General features: G+C 41.0%; 8 protein-coding genes. All 8 read right to left on the reverse strand.

Features of this window, described 5'->3' with window-relative positions; genetic code table 11:
• Positions 1 to 9: 9 nt before the first annotated feature.
• The 8 genes from ACNKW3_RS08990 to ACNKW3_RS09025 all read right to left on the reverse strand — a co-directional run bounded on the left by ACNKW3_RS08990 (position 10) and on the right by ACNKW3_RS09025 (position 18,402).
• Positions 10 to 516, reverse strand: a complete 507-nt coding sequence (locus tag ACNKW3_RS08990; protein WP_427398960.1) for a hypothetical protein — start codon at positions 514 to 516, stop codon at positions 10 to 12.
• Positions 517 to 661: 145 nt separating this feature from the next.
• A complete protein-coding gene (locus ACNKW3_RS08995; RefSeq protein ID WP_427398961.1) occupies positions 662 to 1,462 on the reverse strand; it encodes a thioredoxin fold domain-containing protein in 801 nt (266 codons plus the stop codon).
• A gap of 5 nt (positions 1,463 to 1,467) precedes the next feature.
• Positions 1,468 to 1,857: a hypothetical protein gene (locus tag ACNKW3_RS09000; RefSeq protein ID WP_427398962.1), complete on the reverse strand. Its 390-nt coding sequence runs from the start codon at positions 1,855 to 1,857 to the stop codon at positions 1,468 to 1,470.
• A gap of 4 nt (positions 1,858 to 1,861) precedes the next feature.
• A complete protein-coding gene (locus tag ACNKW3_RS09005) occupies positions 1,862 to 12,331 on the reverse strand; it encodes an Ig-like domain-containing protein (protein ID WP_427398963.1) in 10,470 nt (3,489 codons plus the stop codon).
• A 46-nt stretch (positions 12,332 to 12,377) separates the two neighbouring features.
• Positions 12,378 to 12,860 carry a hypothetical protein gene (locus tag ACNKW3_RS09010; protein WP_427398964.1) on the reverse strand — a complete coding sequence of 161 codons (483 nt, stop codon included), beginning with the start codon at positions 12,858 to 12,860 and terminating at the stop codon, positions 12,378 to 12,380.
• 2 nt (positions 12,861 to 12,862) lie between these two features.
• Entirely contained in the window at positions 12,863 to 13,960 is a 1,098-nt protein-coding gene (locus tag ACNKW3_RS09015) for a hypothetical protein (protein ID WP_427398965.1), read from the reverse strand.
• A gap of 25 nt (positions 13,961 to 13,985) precedes the next feature.
• Positions 13,986 to 17,627: a carboxypeptidase regulatory-like domain-containing protein gene (locus tag ACNKW3_RS09020; RefSeq protein ID WP_427398966.1), complete on the reverse strand. Its 3,642-nt coding sequence runs from the start codon at positions 17,625 to 17,627 to the stop codon at positions 13,986 to 13,988.
• A gap of 178 nt (positions 17,628 to 17,805) precedes the next feature.
• Positions 17,806 to 18,402 (reverse strand): hypothetical protein, encoded by a 597-nt coding sequence (locus tag ACNKW3_RS09025; protein WP_427398967.1) that lies wholly within the window; start codon positions 18,400 to 18,402, stop codon positions 17,806 to 17,808.
• Positions 18,403 to 18,536: the final 134 nt, after the last annotated feature.

An 18,536-nucleotide genomic window follows, 5' to 3' on the forward strand; every position in this document is an offset into this window, starting at 1 on the left:
TTTAATCCTTTAAGCACCGAGTAAAGGTTTATGAAACGAGTGGATTTGCAGTAATTTGGGAACCAAGAACCCCCTCCAGCCCAACTCTTCACCTAGGGCTCCTGTAATTGCAGTTCCCAAAACACCTAAAGTTGCACTGGCTCCCACGATAAATAATATGGCTTTTGCTTCGGTCATATTGGGCATTACCGTTATTAATTCGGCTACATATTCACTGTTAGGAAAGTTATTAAATATTAACCAAACTATTAGGTAAACCGGCAATAAATAAACAAGAGGAATCAAATAGCCGACGGCCAAAAATTTTGCACGACCTAAACCAATAGCGAAGGTACTTAAGGGTTCTTTGAATACAAGTTTAGTTAAAATTGCAGCTAACCCTGGACAAATCATGTAAAGGATAATTAGTTCAATTTTACCCAAGTAATGTAAGAGGGAAAAAGCTAAAGCACTAAAAAATAACGTAATAAGCAAAAAAACAAAAACTTGCTTGTGTAGATACCGGCTGTCTTCCATGTCTGACTAATCCTTAGCAATAAAACGCTTTTTGATAATTGAAGACTGGGAAGATAGAGTCACTAAGACTTTTGTAAAAAGTTGTAAAGTAAAACTTTAAGCTTAACTGCCAAAAATGCTTATTTTGGGACAAGCGTATTCAATTTTATATATTTAACAATCCAAGTTCTTTATCAGAAAGCTGTTTGCCTTCTAGGATATAGATGCTTTCTTGTTCCGGCATAACATTGTTTAGTATTAAAAATTCAGTGGATCTTTCGTTGACTGAATCGGCCGGAAAAACGTAAAGATTGAATTTAGAGGAAAGCTTATTCAGTTTGCTTGCCATTGTTTGTTCAGACTGCCCTTTGCCCAAAACCAAGGCTAAATTGAATTTGCTGTCATCCACGTCTGCAATTAAGAAATCTGAATAGCGTTGCCAAGGCAATCGGGTAGGGCTGTTATTCACTATACTTTGAATACGCTGTTCATTCGTTTGCGATAACTTAAGTTGGGTAACCCAAACTTTGCGATCAGCATACCAGTATTGCGGCACAGAGTTTGGTTTGTATTCATCGGTGATTTCTTTATTTACAGCCCATAAATCTTGATTGAACTCGTTATCGCATTTTATTTGTTTGCGCTGCATAACAGAATTGATTACAGCCTCACCCATTGGCTCATCGCAATGAAAGAAATTTTCCACTTGTCGAGCACTGGTGTTGCCTAAAATAGGTGCCCAAAAAACGTAAACGTTATAGTTATCCAAGGTTTCTTTTTCTTTAAAAGCTTTAATGCAGTACGGACATCTTGGATCTTTGAAAGCAATCAAGTCTGGCTTATTTGCATCATAGGGATTTAGCAGAAAAGCGGCATGCTTTTCGGGATCAGGAGAAAGCTTAGGTTCGGCGTATGCTACCTGATTAACAACTGTGACGAGAATCAATACACACAACAACCTAAGCATTTCATTTATCCTTTTGAATTCTTCATATCTGCAAGTGCTTTTTGTAACACTAATTGGTCATATTTTGCCATTAGCGTTCGCATTTCTTGCTTTATCTGGTCTCGTCTAGATGGATCAGATATGTTCCTATCGTATCTGGCCATCAATACATCCATTTCTTCTTGAACTTTAATAATCTCTTCAGAGCGCTGTTCTTCAGTAAGAGAATTGAAAACTTGCTCTTTTTCAGCCACCTTGTCGAGAATATCGTCCCCTTGCGCAATTTTGTCTGCAGTTGAATGAGAGCTTTGTGTAGATTCTATTTCTAATACTTCATTACTTTCAGACTGAGTTGTCCACCAATACGCAAGACCAGCAAAAACCAGAACAATGATTGAAGCTATAATAACTTTCATACTCTTAATCTCCGGTTGTGAAATAGCGATCCCCGAAATAAGGGTTATTGTTAGCATAATCGAAAATACGAGATCTTATGTCAACCCTATATCGAATATTTGCATCTAAGTCGGTTGCTGGCGTAAAGGTCAAAGTCGTACCATTGACTTGGATACTGCCTTCTACCTGAGTACTTCCGTTGAAAACAGCGATGTTAGAGTGTGACGAAATGGGCTCGTTAAACTCAAGTACAATCGTGGTATCTCTAGCTACATCCGTTTCATTTTGCGCAGGAGTAATAGTTAAAAACGCTGGAGCAACAGTATCAGGAACGTCAGAAACTGAAGTTGAGAAACTCATTATTGTGGAATTCAACGAGCTACCCGTATAGTTGCACAATCCAAAGGCTACTAAATTAAAACTACTAGCAGTCGGCAATATTGCCGTTGGTGTTAGCGTAATTACCGTCCCATTTGAACTGAGCACATTATTAGTGTCTATTGTATTTAGTCCATTGCGTAGACTAATGTTATCTACACAATTAGGTGAGATAGGTTCGTCAAAAGTCACGACGAGTCTAGTGTTTACCGGCAAATCAGTTGAACCGTCTGGTACGCTAGTATTAACGACCACTGGTGGTGTATTATCGAACTGGTCACTAGTAGTAAAACGCAAACTTCTACTATTGGACAGTCTATTACCTGCGACATCGTAGAGATAAGGGCTGTAGTTGACGTAGAGGTCATATTGTTTGTTTTCACCCAGTAAAGCGTCTGGTACAAAAGTTATTGTTTGACCATCAGAAGACACCTGTCCTTGGCCAGCTGGATAAGTTCCATTTGTGCGGTTATACAGATATATACTTCCGCCAGCGGAGTAGGTAACTACAGTGGTTGAATCAATTCTATCTGACACTTTAACACTTATAATCGCATTGCGAGGCACGTTAACAGCATTGTGCAAAATGCTGTAATTCACCACGTCATCGCGAGTGAAATCAACGGTATTAGTGGTAGTGAAATCTAGTACTAAATCGTCGTCAATCAGGTTTCCAGCGATATCTACCACATTACTTAATGTTAATTGATAAGCCGTATCTGTTGACAGTAAGTTAACCGGTCTGACTACGATGAATGAGCGCGATTCTCCGAAGCTTACATTTATAGCTGCAGCATTCCCAAACTCATCGATTAGAGTCACATCGTCCAAACTGCTTGGATCCAACGCACCGTCAAACTCTAAACGAAGAACAGTGTTCACTGGAACAATGTCATCCGCATTAATGTTGGCGTCGACTAACACTGGCGATTGGTTATCCTCGTCTGCGCCCAGTGTGAAGGTGGTGTATCGAGTATTGGACAACGTATTACCACTAAAATCTCTCACACTACCTACATAGATTTGATAACGTCCATTGGCTTCAGGCGCTTCTACAGGTTGTATTGAAACAGATTGATAGCTGCTATCAATAGACACAGTGAAGGCTTCGTAATTGCCAGATTGATAATCATAGAGTCTGAAATTAGAACCCACTAAAGTTGTAGGATCAATCTGCTCTGAGAAATAGACCTTAAAGTTATAGTTAGTGGGTATTTGCGACTCATTGTTAAGAATAGACGTCGATACCAAACTAGGTCTAACTAGGTCAGGTCCGGAAGCTGTTGTGAAGCTCACCGATTGAGCGGCCATTGTGTTACTTGCATAGTCAGAAATCTCAGGAAGATTTTCCGTAATACTCGTTTCTGCATCAAAGGCAGTTAGTCGCTCATAGGTCAAATAGGTATCGTTTTCTGAGAGCATTAGGTTAATACGACGATCAGTGCCTGTTTCGGTCGGTAAAGACAGCAGATTTACAGGTTCATCATAGAGTACACCAAATCTCGGATTGACGCCTACCTCGGTGCTGCCATCTACTGGGCTAGCACTTACTATTACTGGTTGTCTTTCGTCAGCTTCAGCTACTTCTCCTGTGGTGAAGTATAAATAGTTATTATAATTTAACGAATCCCCATCTGTATCCAGTAATAAATAACTAATGAACAAATAGTACCTAGTATCAGCTAGCAATAAGTCATCAGGAACCACACTAAGAATGTTGTTGGTATCGTTCAACATTGCGGTAACACTTAATTGTTGACCAGTATCTTGGTTATATAGCTGCACAGTTGATGTAGAGATTGAGTTGGAATCCATGGGTTCATTAAATTGAACCATCAACTCTACGTTTGTCGGAATATTGCCAGCGTTATTGAAGGGTGCATTTGCTGTAATATAGGGTCTGGTTCCATCTAAATCGCTTTCTTCTGGTGCTGTTCGGAAATAACCGTTGTAGTAGTTAACAGCATTTCCTTGAACATCAGTAGCATCGCTCTCTAAAATAACGCCGATTCTAGCGTTTTGGGCAAACGGCGTATCTTTAATAAACTTGATGGTTTGGTTATCAGCCAGCACTTCTATGACGCCCTGATCATCAATCAGCATGCCGTCTTCGGTGACCCGTAACGCTGATTCAAGAGAAGCAGGATCCATAGGTTCACTTAGATACAATAGCACTTCATTCACGTCCACCCAATTTGAAGAACCATTGGTAGGTAATTGTCTTACCACTGAAGGACGACTGTTATCAGTGTAATTGGTACCTGTGACATAGGTGCTAATAAATGGGGTAATTGGATTACCTGCGAGGTCTGTAACCTCATCAGTAATAACTACACTCACTAGGCTACCCGCTGGTTTACCCACACTAAGAGTTACTTGTTCACCAGAAGCTGAGCGTGAAACAGAAGGTCGATATACTTCGCCATTTATGTATAGCGCGATGTTGTTATTGTTCAGCGTGCTAGCATTCATCGGCTCACTAAACGTAAGTACCACATTGCTATCCGGGTTAACATCAACTGTATCGGTCGCCGGAGAAATCGCAGTAACCGCAGGCGCTACATTATCAACCAAAGATTCTGTATTGAAATAGTAGTTACCACTGCTTCTTACGTTTCCTGCAAAATCAAATACTTGTGAATAGATATAAACGCGATATCTAGTGTCACCACGTAATGGGTCCGTTGGTGTAAAGGTGATTCTATTACCTTCAACAGTGATATTACCCTCAACAATATAGTTTGCATCGTAATCATATAGCTGGAAGCTACTGTCATTGGCAATATTTTCGTCGAACTCTAATATGATTGCCTGATTAACACTTACATCAGTGGCGTTCGATTCAGGAATTCGAGTCTGTAATGTTGGAGCAATTGTGTCTGCAACTTCAGCACTAGTGATGAAATTCAATGTTGTTGGAGATATTAGGTTTCCGCTGTAATCACACAAACCCTCAACATTCAACTGATAAGCTGTATTCGCCATTAATTCTTGACTAGCAATTACATTTAACCAGCGGTTACCACTTTCAATTGATACTGAAATGGGTACCTCACCGCTACCATCAGTTAGGGTGACATCTCCCACACATAAGCTACTAACCCTTTCGTCCAGTAATACCCGTATTCTAGCATTTACTGGAATATTTAATGATCCTTCCGGAATATTGCTATCAGTAACTGTTGGCGCTGTGTTATCCGAGGAATCACCGGTAGTAAAATAAATACTTCTATTTGGGGTCAGACGATTTCCAGCATAATCTTGAAGGTATGGACTATAGCCTGCATACAAATAATATCTACGTAGCGGCTCAAGTTCTGCATCGGGCGTGAAGGTTACACTCATAGCATCTTCGGACAAGGTACGAGAGCCTGAAATTCTTCTGCCTGTGACTGAATCGTACAAATAGAAAGTATCTTCAAAAATACTGGTTGAATCTATAGGCTCACCGTAGCTGAAGGTAATTTCAGGGTTTAATGCCACATCAGAGCTATTAGTAGGCATGTTTGTGCCTAAGAATGCTCCCTCTCGAATATCTACCTGATCTTTGGTCGTGAAATTAATTTCTATTGGACTATCAATTTCATTATTGGATAGATCTTTAATGCCATCAACGGTAAGCGTGATATCAGTCAATTCAGGTAATAAGGTCTTAGGTGTTACAACTAGAACAGTGTTACCTCTTTCATATCGAGTATTAAATGGAATTGCTTGTCCACCCATATCAACCAAGGAAATTGTTGGTTGTTCGTTGGTATCAATAGTTTCATCAAATACCAATTTAATTCGCGTGTTTGTAGGTAGACCAATTTGACCATCTTCTACCGACTGGTCTAACAATACTGGTGCAGTCACATCTGCGTTAAAACCTGTAGTAAACGACTGATACACACCACTTACAGAATTTCCGCTTAAATCGTATAAGTCGTAGAAGTAAGTATCGTATTGAACGCCGACCTCTAATGGTTCTTGCGGTATCATATTGACGGTTTTGCCGTCAGTATCTAGTTCAAGTTGCATGGCTAAGTAAGTACCAGTGCTTCTTTCGTATAGATAAGAATTCGACGTCATAGCTCTTGTAGGGTCTATGCTCTCATCATAGCTTGCTGATATCTTCGTATTAACAGGGATATCAATAGCATTCACCGGAATGTTTCGAGTAATAAACTGCGGACGTAAAATATCCGAACCATTACCTGTATTGAAAGTAGTTTGAGTATCTACACTTGCGTTACCAGCATCATCTACAAAAGACGGCGCTTCTTCGGTTATGGCTGAATTTGCCGCCAAACTGCCTAATCTCGTGTAAGTAACCAGGGTGTTATTGTCACTAAATTGAATGTTGATGCGTCGGTCTGTCCCACTTTCAAACGGAAGACTGAGTGGGTTAACTCCTTCATCATAGCGCACTGCATATTGAGCATTGGTACCCACATTTTCAGCTCCCATAAACGGACTCTGACTAATTACCTGTGGAGGTCTCTCATCTATGACAGCGTCACTTGAGGTGTTGAAGTAATTATTATAATAGTAAACTAAGCTATCACCGTCAGTATCGAAGATTTGAGCGCCATTTATTTCAAGATAGTAGGTGCTGCTTACTTCAAGAGACTCAGCTGGTGTAATTCTTAGCTGACGTGATTGCTCGTCATAAGCGAAATTCAATGGTATCGCATCACCTATCTCTGCGTTACCGATTTCTGCGCTTGCAACATCGATTGGACAGTCGTCATCTATACAAGGTTCGTCTATACCACCGTCATCCTGAGAACTTAATACTAATCGTATAGTTTGATCAGTGAAGGTTGTATCATCCATTGGTTCATTGAACTGTAGTATCAACAGCGGGTTCAATGGAAGATTTGATTGATTATAATTTGGGTAGTAACTTTGTAGTTGAGGTCGCACACCTACTAAATCAGACTCAGACGGCGCTGTGTTGAAATAACCACTGTAGAAGTTTGCAGGGTTACCCTCAAGGTCGGTTGCGTTAGTTTCTAAGAATATATTGATTCGAGCATTTTCACTGAAAGGCGTATCTTTAACGAATCTAACTGTCTGGTTATCTTCTAATACTTCAACTTGCCCTAAATCATCTATCAAAATACCATTTTCAGAGACGCGAACTGCTGCTTCTAATGACGCCGCATCCATAGGCTCGTTCAAGTATAAGAGAACCTCATTAATATCGCGCCAGTTGTTAGATCCATTTGCAGGTAATTGGCGAGATACCGAAGGACGGCTATTATCGCTATTACTACTACCTGTAGTAAAGGAGCTAATGAAAGGTGCTATCGGATTACCAGATAGGTCAGTTACGTCATCGGTAATCACTACGCTTACTAGGCTAGAGGCTGGTTTGGTCATGCTTAAGGTAACTTGTTCGCCTGTTGCCGAAGCTGATACAGAAGGCTTCTGTACAACACCATCAATATAGAAGGCAATATTATTATTGTTGATAGTACTGGTATTCATTGGTTCGCTGAATGTTAGTACAACGGTCGATGTGGGGCTTACGTCGATAGCATCTTCTACAGGAGATATTGCAACTACTGATGGGGCCATTCCATCAGCTAAAGCTTCTGTGTAGAAATAATAGTTGCCACTACTTCTTACATTCCCAGCAAAGTCATAAACTTGAGAATAAATGTAAACTCGGTATCTAGTGTTTCCGCGTAATGGAGAATCAGGTGTAAAGGTAATCGAATTGCCGTCTACCGTAATCTCACCTTCAACTAGTAAGTTTGCATCATAGTCATACAACTGGAATGTGCTGTCATTCGCTAGAGGTTCATTAAATTCTAAACGCACACTTTGGTTAACACTTACATCAGTTTCGTTAGTGGCAGGTGAACGTGTCTGCAGTGTAGGTGCGACATTATCTACAAGGTCGCTTCCTGTTGTGAAACTAATAAAGGTCGGCGCAATTTCATTGCCACTGTAATCACATAAGCCTTCAATATTAAGTTGATAATCAGTATTGGCGGCTAAGGTTTCGTTAGCAGTAACAGTGACCCAGCGATTGCCGTTGTCTACCGATATTGAAACTGGGACGTTATTAGTGCCGTCTGTAAGAGTAATCTCAGCTAAGCATAGGCTACTGACGCGCTCATCTAGGAGGATTCGAAGTCGTGCATTTACAGGTATGTCTGAAGCACCAGATGAAATACTAGTTGTAGTAACTTCAGGTGCAATATCATCGGAAGCATCGCCTGTGTAGAAATTAATACTGCGATTGGCACGTAGGATGTTACCTGCTATGTCTTGAAAATAAGGGCTGTAACCTGCGTACATGTAATAACGTCTAGATGGTAGTAACTCTTCATTGGCTGTGAAAATAGCCTGAGTGCCATCTTCAGATAATGTGATTGCGCCTGGAACTCGTTTTCCATTACCCGAATCGTACAGATAGTAGGTATCAGGTGTTAAAGTCGTTGGATCAATAGCTTCACTGTAGCTGAAAACAATCTCTGGATTTAGTGATACACCAGATGAGTTAGAAGGGATATTGCTGCCTAAATACTCACCTGTTTGTGTATCTGACTCGGTGCCAGAAGTAAAGCCCACTACAACTTGGCTGGTATTTAAGTTGCCACCTAAATCCTGAATTTCATTAATGACTAATTGATAACTGGTGCTCGCATTTAACACAGACGTAGGTGTTAACGTAACCAAAGTTCTGTCTGTGGAGAGAGTTCTAGTAGTCTGAATTTCATTGAAATTCGTATCTGTTAGTTTGACGCCTTTAATTGTTAGTGGATTGATGGGTTCGTTAAATCTAACGTTGAATCTAGCATTTAGAGGAACCTCTGATTGCCCCTCTTCTACAGACATACTCGTAATTTCTGGGCCCATGAAATCGTCGTCAAAGCCAATTCTAAAACTAGCATTGGTGCTGTACATTTGATTACCGAAAAAGTCTCGGATGTTAGTAGTTAGTACCAACAAGTAGTTACCACCAACAGTTAAGGGAGCGTTAGGAACGAAAATGATGCCGTCGTTTGATTCATTCATCGACAGAACACCTTCAACATTACCACCAGTTGTGTAGTCGTAGACATATGCAGAGGTAGCTGTAACTGTTGCTGGATCTACTGGTTCAGACAAGAGTGCACTAATTACTGTATTAGTAGGTACGTCTTGTGCTCCGTTTACTGGATTAGAGTAGAGCAGTGAAGGTCTAACGGTATCCACAAAATTACCAGTAGTATAGGCAAACACATAATCGTCCATCATGTTGCCGGCTTCGTCTCGCGCGCCAGCTACAATGACTTGATAAGTAGTAAAGTCACCTAATAAATCATTTGGTACAAAAGTAACCTGAGTGTTTGCTTGGGACAGTGTAACTGAACCCGCAATTACAGGTGCTCCGTCTACTAATTCAGATACAGTAACTGTTGTATTTGAAATAGATTTAGCATCTAACGCCTCGTTGAATACAATAACGATTGGATTTGCTTCGGGAATATCCACAGCATCAATTTCTGGATCCGTGCTTGAAACCACGGGTTTAATTGTGTCTGGGTTAGTTGGGCTAGTGCCATTATCAACTTCGTCGCCATCTTCAATGCCATCGCCATCTGAATCTGTAGATAAAGGATTAGAACCGATTTGAACTTCATAGCCATCAGTCAATCTATCGCCATCAGTATCAGGGTTATTCAGATCCGTAAGGTAGGTATTGGCTTCTTCGTCGTCACCTAAGCCATCACCGTCAGTGTCGGGTTGGATTTCAATATTGATGGTTTCACTTGTGGTTTCGTTGCCACCTAAGTCAACCGCTATTGCATCAATATTTAGGCCTGAGTCGCTAAACGGGACAGTTAAAACCATTGAGTAAGGAGCTGAAGTATCAACAAAGACCACTGAACCATCGATTCTAAATTGAACTTGATCAACGGCTACGTCGTCTTGAGCGTCAGCGACTATAGTCAATCGTTCACCTTCTACAACTACTTCACCTTGTCCAGGGCTTGAAATGCTAACCGTAGGCGCAACACCGTTGTTATCATTGATATCACGGTATTGTGCGATAAAGAGTTTGGTATCGCCACTTACGCCATAATCGCGGCTTACAACATAACGTTCCTCCGTTATGTAAGCATAGCTTGCATCGAGCGCTATCCCTGTTCCTGCATAATCGCCCAAGCTAGATAAATCTATGGTGCCTTGGAATATAGGATCAAGTGGGTCAAAAATATTAACAAAAGCGACTACATTCGGGAACAACTGCTCTGCATAGAAGGCAAAGTTGCGAGTTAGTGCTACATCACGAGGTACTATGCTTCTGTCACCGCCAACTATAGTAGGTGACATAGGTTGTCTAACGTCCACAACGCGATAACCTTGGGAGTAAGCTGCAACATGCGCAAAGCCATTGTCTATTACCACGTCTTGGACAGTACCAATATTTAGACTAGCAAGACTAATTGGGCTAGAAACATCACTAATATCTACGGTGACCAAGGCTGAACCAGCGACTGCAACTAGTAAGTCTTGCTCAATAGCAACACCGCGTACGGTTCCGTTTAATCCCAGTGTAGAACGTGAAATCAGTTGTTCTGAGTTAGAAATATCAAAAATTTCTATGCCTTGGTTACCATCTGCGACTACTAAGACATCTAGCATAATCGCCAAGTCTTGAGCGACGCCAGCGGTGTCGGCGACACTAATCAATTGTGGGTTTGTAACATCAGAGACATCTACTACAACAACGCCATTTTCACCATCAGCAATATAAGCTGTATTGCCGACAACTTTAATGTCTATGGCGACACCAGCTGTATCTAGGGTTGAAACTATAGATGGAGATGTTCTGTCTGCAACATCTACAATGGTTAAGCCTTCGGCTCCAGACGCAACAAAGGCGTAGTCGCCACTAATATCAACATTATTCGCATATCCAGGAATCGCTATAGCTGATTGCGCGCTGGCTTCGAATTGACGGACAGAAACATTAATGTCTACAGACTTACCAGAGTTGGAGACGGTAACAACTGCGTTGCCAGCTTGGCCACCAAATATCTCTCCAGGCACAGAACCAAAACTAGCTACAGTGAGATCAGATGATGTGTAGGAAGTATTAGCGTTGCTGGTAAGATCTAAAACCGTTCCATCTATCAGTAAGCCTGAGATGGTTACTTGAGTACTGACTTCGGTATCTATGCCGTTAAAGGTCATTACCACATTTTCAGGAGTGGATGTTAAACCCACTAAAGCAGCTTCAAAGTTGGTGTCTGAAGCATCTGTTGGATCACTGCCAACGATGATTTCGATGCCGTCACTTAGTCCGTCATTATCGGTATCTGCGGATAATGGATTGGTTTCAAAGCCATCTTCTCCAGCGTTTACTTCTTCGCCGTCTAAAATACCGTCTCCATCAGTATCAGAGAGGAAAAAGTCTGTGCCTAAATTGAACTCTTCAACGGTTGATAGGCCATCACCATCCAGATCTTCAAATGCATCCACAGGGTCATTCGGATCTAACCCGTAAGCTGTTTCTATATCGTCGGGAATGCCATCGTTATCGGCATCGCCTAAACTGAAAATGTTTATCGGTAGTACCTTAGAAACACCATCTTTGCGAATGGTAACAAGGGCAAAGCCAAGACTTCTTGACGTGATCAAACCATCTGATGATACGGTGACAATAGCGTTATTTGAAGACGTGTAGTTGGTGCCTTGACTTGCTAAAGTAACATCTTGAACTGAGTCATCGCTGTAAGTGGCCGTAACCGTCAATTGAGACGTTTCATCAATGGCAAATAAGTTGAGAGGCTCTGCAATACCATTAAGTGATAGAGACACAGGGGTTGGTGGTTGTTCGTCTATATAAAACTCACCAACATTTACACTTTGATTTTCTCTTACAGTAAAGTATTCAGTTTGACCTGAGACAACACCATCGTCTCTTGCACAGGTCGCTCGTGCTCTAATTGCACCCATGTTGGACGGCACATTGGGTAGCGCGAAACTTCCATCTTCTTCGGCAAAGACTGTACGGTTCAACACATTGATGACACAAGTATCATCCAATTCTAATACGTCAGCCGCAAATAATGATACGGGTGAAAATAACAAGCCGACGGTTATGCACTTAAATAGACAGTTATTCATGATGTCTTACCTTATGCTATTGTCCTGCCACATATTGTTTAACATGCTAGTATCTAACATCGCCAACTCGTTCAATCTGTGGATTTATATATATTAATGTCTTAATAACTTTTTGCATGGGAACATCCAAGTAATGCGGTACTTGATGGGATGTGCCCTGCTTATCAATCAAAAAAAACTCTTGCATCATTGTATCTTGTGCTCGACGCACAGTTCTTATCTTAACTATTTGATTAACAGGTAATTCATAATCCTGATAATCAGTAAAAAACACTTTAATACGTTTTTCATTTATGCAAATTTTAAGCTTTCGCTTTTTGGTCAAACTTGGAATTACAGCAATCAAAATTATCAATAAACTCATTCCAGCCGTGGCCGCGTATATGTATGTGTAATAACCTTCAAATGCGCCCTTGACCAAATAATCAGTAAAAAACCAAATTGAGACCGGAAACATCAAACTAATAAAAAGCATTTTCACACCTTTATTAATCGAGTCATTCGAGAACTCAAAAAGCTCTTTTTCCATGCTTAATTGGTAACCTTCTGCTTATAAAGCTGTGCTATTGGTGAAGTTGTTAATACCTCTCCAACAGCAGTGCCGTATTGGCTCCAATCAAGCAGGGTTTTATTGCCCTGTTTAACAAATGGCAAAGCAATCAAATATTCATTTTGTCCTTCTAGTTTCACAACTACAAACTCGTGCTCAGAATTTTTGATCCGACTAACTTCAACTAACCTAGTAGCGTCAGCAATAAGAGAAGCAAAGACCCATGAGGTCATCATTTCACGCTTGCCATTTGCTAATGTAACTGCTGGTATAGCTGAATTAATGTTCATATTGACTGAACACTGCTCTACAAACATTTCAGCTTCTTCTTGGGTAATGGGGCCACGAGTTTCGTCCGTAGAACGACCTTTGAAAGTAGTGGCTAACAACTTATCGCATGAAGAAGGTGTATCTAGGCCTGCTGGAGTTCCCCAATTAAGCGCGCTTATGTTAGATAAAGGTTTTTTATAAACAGGATCGCTAAACCCTATCGACAAAGGATTATTTGCGTTTAGCTGCAAACTAGGATTCACATTGACGACTGAACCCGGCGGTTGTTCACAGGTTTTTGCTTTACTGGCTCTTACACGAATTTGTTGGAAAAACCTAGATACTAAATCTTCAGGAATTTGGGGTCTTTCCATTATATTGCTAATTTGGCACAAATTTGTGCAAAGCACAGTTTCTAACAATTTGGCTTGTCCGGAAACATGATCATAATTAGCGTAAAACATGATGTAATTACCAAAGGCAAGCATTTGTTCAGGTTCAAACCCTTTTATTCCGCTATATGAAGAAAAGAGGTCGGGCATTTCCTTTAACTGCTGCTTAATGTGCACATCACTACTATCAAGCTTGGTTACTGCTCTAAAAATGTCTTTTTCAGGATCGCTTGCTGCTTTAATGTAATTGGTTAGTGCGTTTTTCGCATTGGCGGTTTTAGATTCAGCAGCGAGTGGTAAAGCCCCCACTACCGAACCATTATCTGTGTAAGGTACACACATCTGCTGAGCATAAGAAGTGCTTGAATATACAAGCACCCCAAAGACAAGTGAAAAACTCAATTTTTGAAACTTCATTTTAGGGTTTCCCTTGCTCATCTTGTTAACACCCTCCTATGGTTAAACCGTCGAAGACTTTGAAAGGAGGTGAAGCTGCAGAGTAAGATATTTTCTTAAATAATATTTCCATTGACGCTTGCACGTTAAATGTAATATCAATTGGATCCAATTTGGCGCCTATACAGGTATTGCCACATTCAGGTGATGACGCATAGTTAGCACCTATAAACCCTTTCACGTTCAAGGTACCACCGCCTTTAAGTTGCACTGCGACAATGGCAGGGTTGTCATTTCCGTCACAATCAGGGTTGTTACATGCTAATAAAGCAACAGTACCATCGATTTGCGGACCAAATTTACCATCAATATTGGCATTTAGAGTAAAGTTGCCACAGTCAGGTTCTAAGCATTCCACATCGGTGAAAGATACTTGGCCTTGTGCTTTGCCGGTTATATTTGCCCCAGCCAAAGTAGCAAAGATCTCTGCTTTCAAGGTAAATCCAAGAACCGTTTTTTGCGGCATTTCAAAAATACCACCAAACCAAGGTGGTGTAACTTTCACATCGAATTGCACACCTGCGCCACCAATGAACTTTTTATAGGGCTTAGGATCTGCTGATTCTGGCGTACATTCTTTACAGCATTGCTCACCAGTTTCTAATTGAATTTCTACGAAGGGTTGGAAATCCGCTTTAAACCATGGTGTGCTTGGGAAGTTATTCTGGAAGTCTGCAATAGCTTTCACTACGAAATCGGGGCCAGTACTCTCCACAACAACTTTTTGTGTACTGGCGTTACATTGATTACCACAAGTGCCGTCTTTACAGGTATAACAAGATTGTGCGTCTGTGCCATCACCGCAAGATATGCCGTCTTCATCGTTAACAATATTACCTTCACTACAGGTTTTACATTCTTGCCCTTCTTTGGCTTTTACTGCTGCTGATTCATCTTGAGGATTAAAGCCGCCACCACAAAGAAGCTCTTTACAGTCATCTGGTTGTTGCTCATTTAATGGCTGATCTTCGTCAATAACAGGTGCACCATTTTCACAAGTGCCGCATTCATCTGGTGGCGCATCGCCATCATTAGGTTGACTGCCTGAACACAGTTCAGTTTGACAGTTACCTGGCACCTGATTTTCAGCAGGGCGGGTAGGAACAAACTCACATCCGCCTGGGCATCCATCAGTTTTGTTGTAGCAATAGCCGCAATCGTTGCCGCCTTCACAGCAACCACTACCACCAGGTTGACTACCACAGTGCCAACCGGCTTTTACCACACCCACTCCAATGTTTGATTTAACCACAGAGCCGTCTTCACTAACGGTACCTAAACCGATAGCGACAAACTCTTCTAAATCATGGTCGTAAGAATACATTTCAACTTGGGCACCCGGCTGATGAGCATCTACGTTTGGTAAGCTTAATCGAGCCGGTGGATCGAACTTAGTGCCCGTAGGCTGAATGGTTACGATAAATTGAGGTTGCATCCCATTCGGCGGCGCCATAGGAACTTTCGAAGCATTTACTGGTGTGACAGATACATAACCTTCTCTTGAACCATCAGGGAAAGTGACAGAGTCTTTTTTCATTTCCAAAGCAAAGCCAGGATAAGATTCTAACTCTAAGGTAACATCACTTAAGCCAGCATAAACCGCATTTTCAGTGTTTAACTTAACCATATAAATCGGACTACTCATTGGGTTTTCTACACCCGCTACCGTTACAAGGTTAAAAGATAAAGTAGGATATTCGCCGTCGGTGACTATGGTTGAGCCATCGACCAGCAGATGTACAGGACCAACAGGGGCTTGCTCAATTAAGAATTTACCATTTGCATCTGTAGTAGCCTGACGGTTAGTACCCTCAACTGACACTGTAGCGTTTTCAAGAGGATTATCTTGGTTATCCAATACTATGCCACTGATACTAGTCAATGCTGCTTCTTGAGGTTGAAAACCTGTAGCAGCAAAGCCCGCGGTAAGTAAATTTGCATTTGTATTGGATGTTATTGTTGCTGTCACTCTTTGAGCGTCAAGGCCTGCAAGATAACCTAACACCCATTCCGCCGAAGCACGACCATCTGAATCCGTTAGTGTAGTAAAGGTAGATTGACCGTTGCCGAATTTACCCCCGCCTTTTACTATCTTAAATTCTACTTGAACGTTTTCAACTACGTTAGCACCAGCATCAGTGGCAACTACTACCAAAGGTTCAGCTAGTGGTTGACCTACACCGCCGCGTTGGTTGTTACCTGAGTTCACACTTAGTTTATTTGCCGGTTTTCCTAAAGCCGTTGCGGTAAATACCACTTCACTATTCAAACCAACCACAGAGGCTCTTACTTTTTGATTTTGTAAACCAACACGCTGGCCTATGGCAAATTGCGTAGATGCAACACCATCATCATCAGTGTGAGCAACTATTGCGCGACCTTCAAAATCTGAGTTAACACCAACTTTGCCAGACCCTTGAACAACGCGGAAAATAACTGGTTTATTGGCGATTGGCTGGTCGGTAGCTGTTACCACTTTTACCGTAAGAGGTTGAGGTAAAAGTTCTTCTATAATCGCAGATTGGCTTTGGCCGGATACCAAGACTACTTTATCAGTGGAGGGTGGCACATAATTTAAATTAAAGGTTAATTCGCTTAAATTACCCACTTGATCTGAACTTGCGACTCTGACTTGGTTAACACCTTCAGCTAGTTCGATAGTAGCAGCATAACTACGATTGCTAACAGTTGCTGCTTCATCATTTACGGTGACTGTTACTTGGCTGTTTTCAACAGTGCCACGAACGATGTCATTGACCAATCCAGTTATAGTGACATTAGGTGTACTGACTCTTTGCCCGTCTGTGTGAGAGTCTAGTGTTAATGTTGGTGGCGTTAAGTCTAAAGAAACAGAAATGCTATCAGTCACCTGAGTAGTACCTTCAACTGCTCTAGCAACTATTGTGTTGTGTCCTTCTTCTAGGTCAACTGCAGCTGAAAATAAGCCAGCGTTATCTAAGCTAATAGGTACACCATTCAGAGTTAGTGTGACTGGGTTTAAATAAGGGTTGCCGTTTGCATCAGTCACTGAACCTGTAACATTAACTGGGGACACACCTAAAGTTGAAAGTGAATCCGGTGTGAGAATTTTAACAGAGAAACTGGGTGGAATAATAAGATCCTCACCATCACAATCTTCATCTACACCGTTATTAGGGATTTCTGTAGCGCCAGGATAAACCGTTGCGTCATTGTCATTACAGTCGCCTGCTTCTAAAGTGACACCATCACCGTCATTATCAGTGCCAACAGGCTCTTCGACTTCTTCAAAAGTGAAGTCATACACAAAATTATCAAAGTTAAGCTGACCACGTCTATTTTGGCGTATTTTTAAATACTGATTGGCGACTGCAATTTCGCCAGGGGTCAGATTTTTAATTGTAAGATTACCCTCAAGCACAGTGGTCATTGGGTCAGCGTTGGTAATATTGACTTTTACGTTTTGTTTAGAAGTGTCTAGATTTACCACGTGAACTTCGTATTCGATTTCGAAATCGGTTCGGCTGACCCTAGTAGCACTAATTTGCCGGAGCTCTTGGAGTTGAACTTCGGCATTTGCTTGGGTGGGTATAAGAGTGAATAAAGATAAGAATAGAACTGCTACTAGAGAGTTAACAATATTTCGCATGTTGTTATCCTAGGCCGACCCTTATTTAGGTTCAGCATAAAAAGGCTTGTTGAGATGTAATACTAGTTTTAAACAAGCCCAAGTTTTGCAAATTCACAGTAACACTATCGGCGAAGGATAACCTGTGGACCCATCAATGTTTTACGTCCATTTAATTTACAAATTAGATGGACTTATTTTATCGCTTAAAACGACGAGAAGAAGCTAAAAACGCAGCCGATAAAAGCATCAAAAACAGTGCTGACGGACTAGCTACACTATTTGTTGGTGTTACGTTAGTGCCTAATATGGAGTCGACTAAATCATAATTGTAATCGAAAATATCCAAGTACAGCTGCGGGGCGTTTGTGGCAGATAAAGAAGAATCAAAAACCGAGAATGTTAGGCCACTAAAACTTGTAGTAGAGCTAAACCCAGCAATTGATGAGTAATCTTCATAAATACTGACTGTCACTGGGAAGATTGTTCCTCCAAGATTCAATGTGTCAAAAAGTTCAAAGAACCAAAGAGAATCTGAAGTGCCATATTCAGTTAAACTGGAAGATGTGTTGGTCATATTGATTTGGTGTGAAAAGGGCAACCAAATTTCAAAGAACCATTCATTATTATCGCCATCAGAGGCTTCGCCAATAATTTCCATATTGTAGTCTATAACACCTGCGCTACTTCCTTGTTCAACTGTGTATTCTAAAATGACAGCATTAGATGAAAAAGATGCGACAAGCAAACAAACCGTTAGTACAACTGTTGCAGCTAAAGTTGAGATACGAAACATAACTAGAAATCCATTCAATTTATAAAGCAAGTGTAGATGCAAAACAAATAACATGCCAGTTAAGATGGAAATACATAACGTATTGAAAAATATATATTATTTGATATTCATACAATTGATAGGTTTATTTTATG

This window comes from Glaciecola sp. 1036 (assembly GCF_050306235.1).
Lineage (GTDB): Bacteria > Pseudomonadota > Gammaproteobacteria > Enterobacterales > Alteromonadaceae > Glaciecola.

What these genes read in the sequence shown, in the direction of transcription:
- ACNKW3_RS08990 (WP_427398960.1), bottom strand. Translation starts at nt 516, where the DNA reads ATGGAAGACAGCCGGTATCTACACAAGCAAGTTTTTGTTTTTTTGCTT.
- ACNKW3_RS08995 (WP_427398961.1), bottom strand. Translation starts at nt 1,462, where the DNA reads ATGCTTAGGTTGTTGTGTGTATTGATTCTCGTCACAGTTGTTAATCAG.
- ACNKW3_RS09000 (WP_427398962.1), bottom strand. Translation starts at nt 1,857, where the DNA reads ATGAAAGTTATTATAGCTTCAATCATTGTTCTGGTTTTTGCTGGTCTT.
- ACNKW3_RS09005 (WP_427398963.1), bottom strand. Translation starts at nt 12,331, where the DNA reads ATGAATAACTGTCTATTTAAGTGCATAACCGTCGGCTTGTTATTTTCA.
- ACNKW3_RS09010 (WP_427398964.1), bottom strand. Translation starts at nt 12,860, where the DNA reads ATGGAAAAAGAGCTTTTTGAGTTCTCGAATGACTCGATTAATAAAGGT.
- ACNKW3_RS09015 (WP_427398965.1), bottom strand. Translation starts at nt 13,960, where the DNA reads ATGAAGTTTCAAAAATTGAGTTTTTCACTTGTCTTTGGGGTGCTTGTA.
- ACNKW3_RS09020 (WP_427398966.1), bottom strand. Translation starts at nt 17,627, where the DNA reads ATGCGAAATATTGTTAACTCTCTAGTAGCAGTTCTATTCTTATCTTTA.
- ACNKW3_RS09025 (WP_427398967.1), bottom strand. Translation starts at nt 18,402, where the DNA reads ATGTTTCGTATCTCAACTTTAGCTGCAACAGTTGTACTAACGGTTTGT.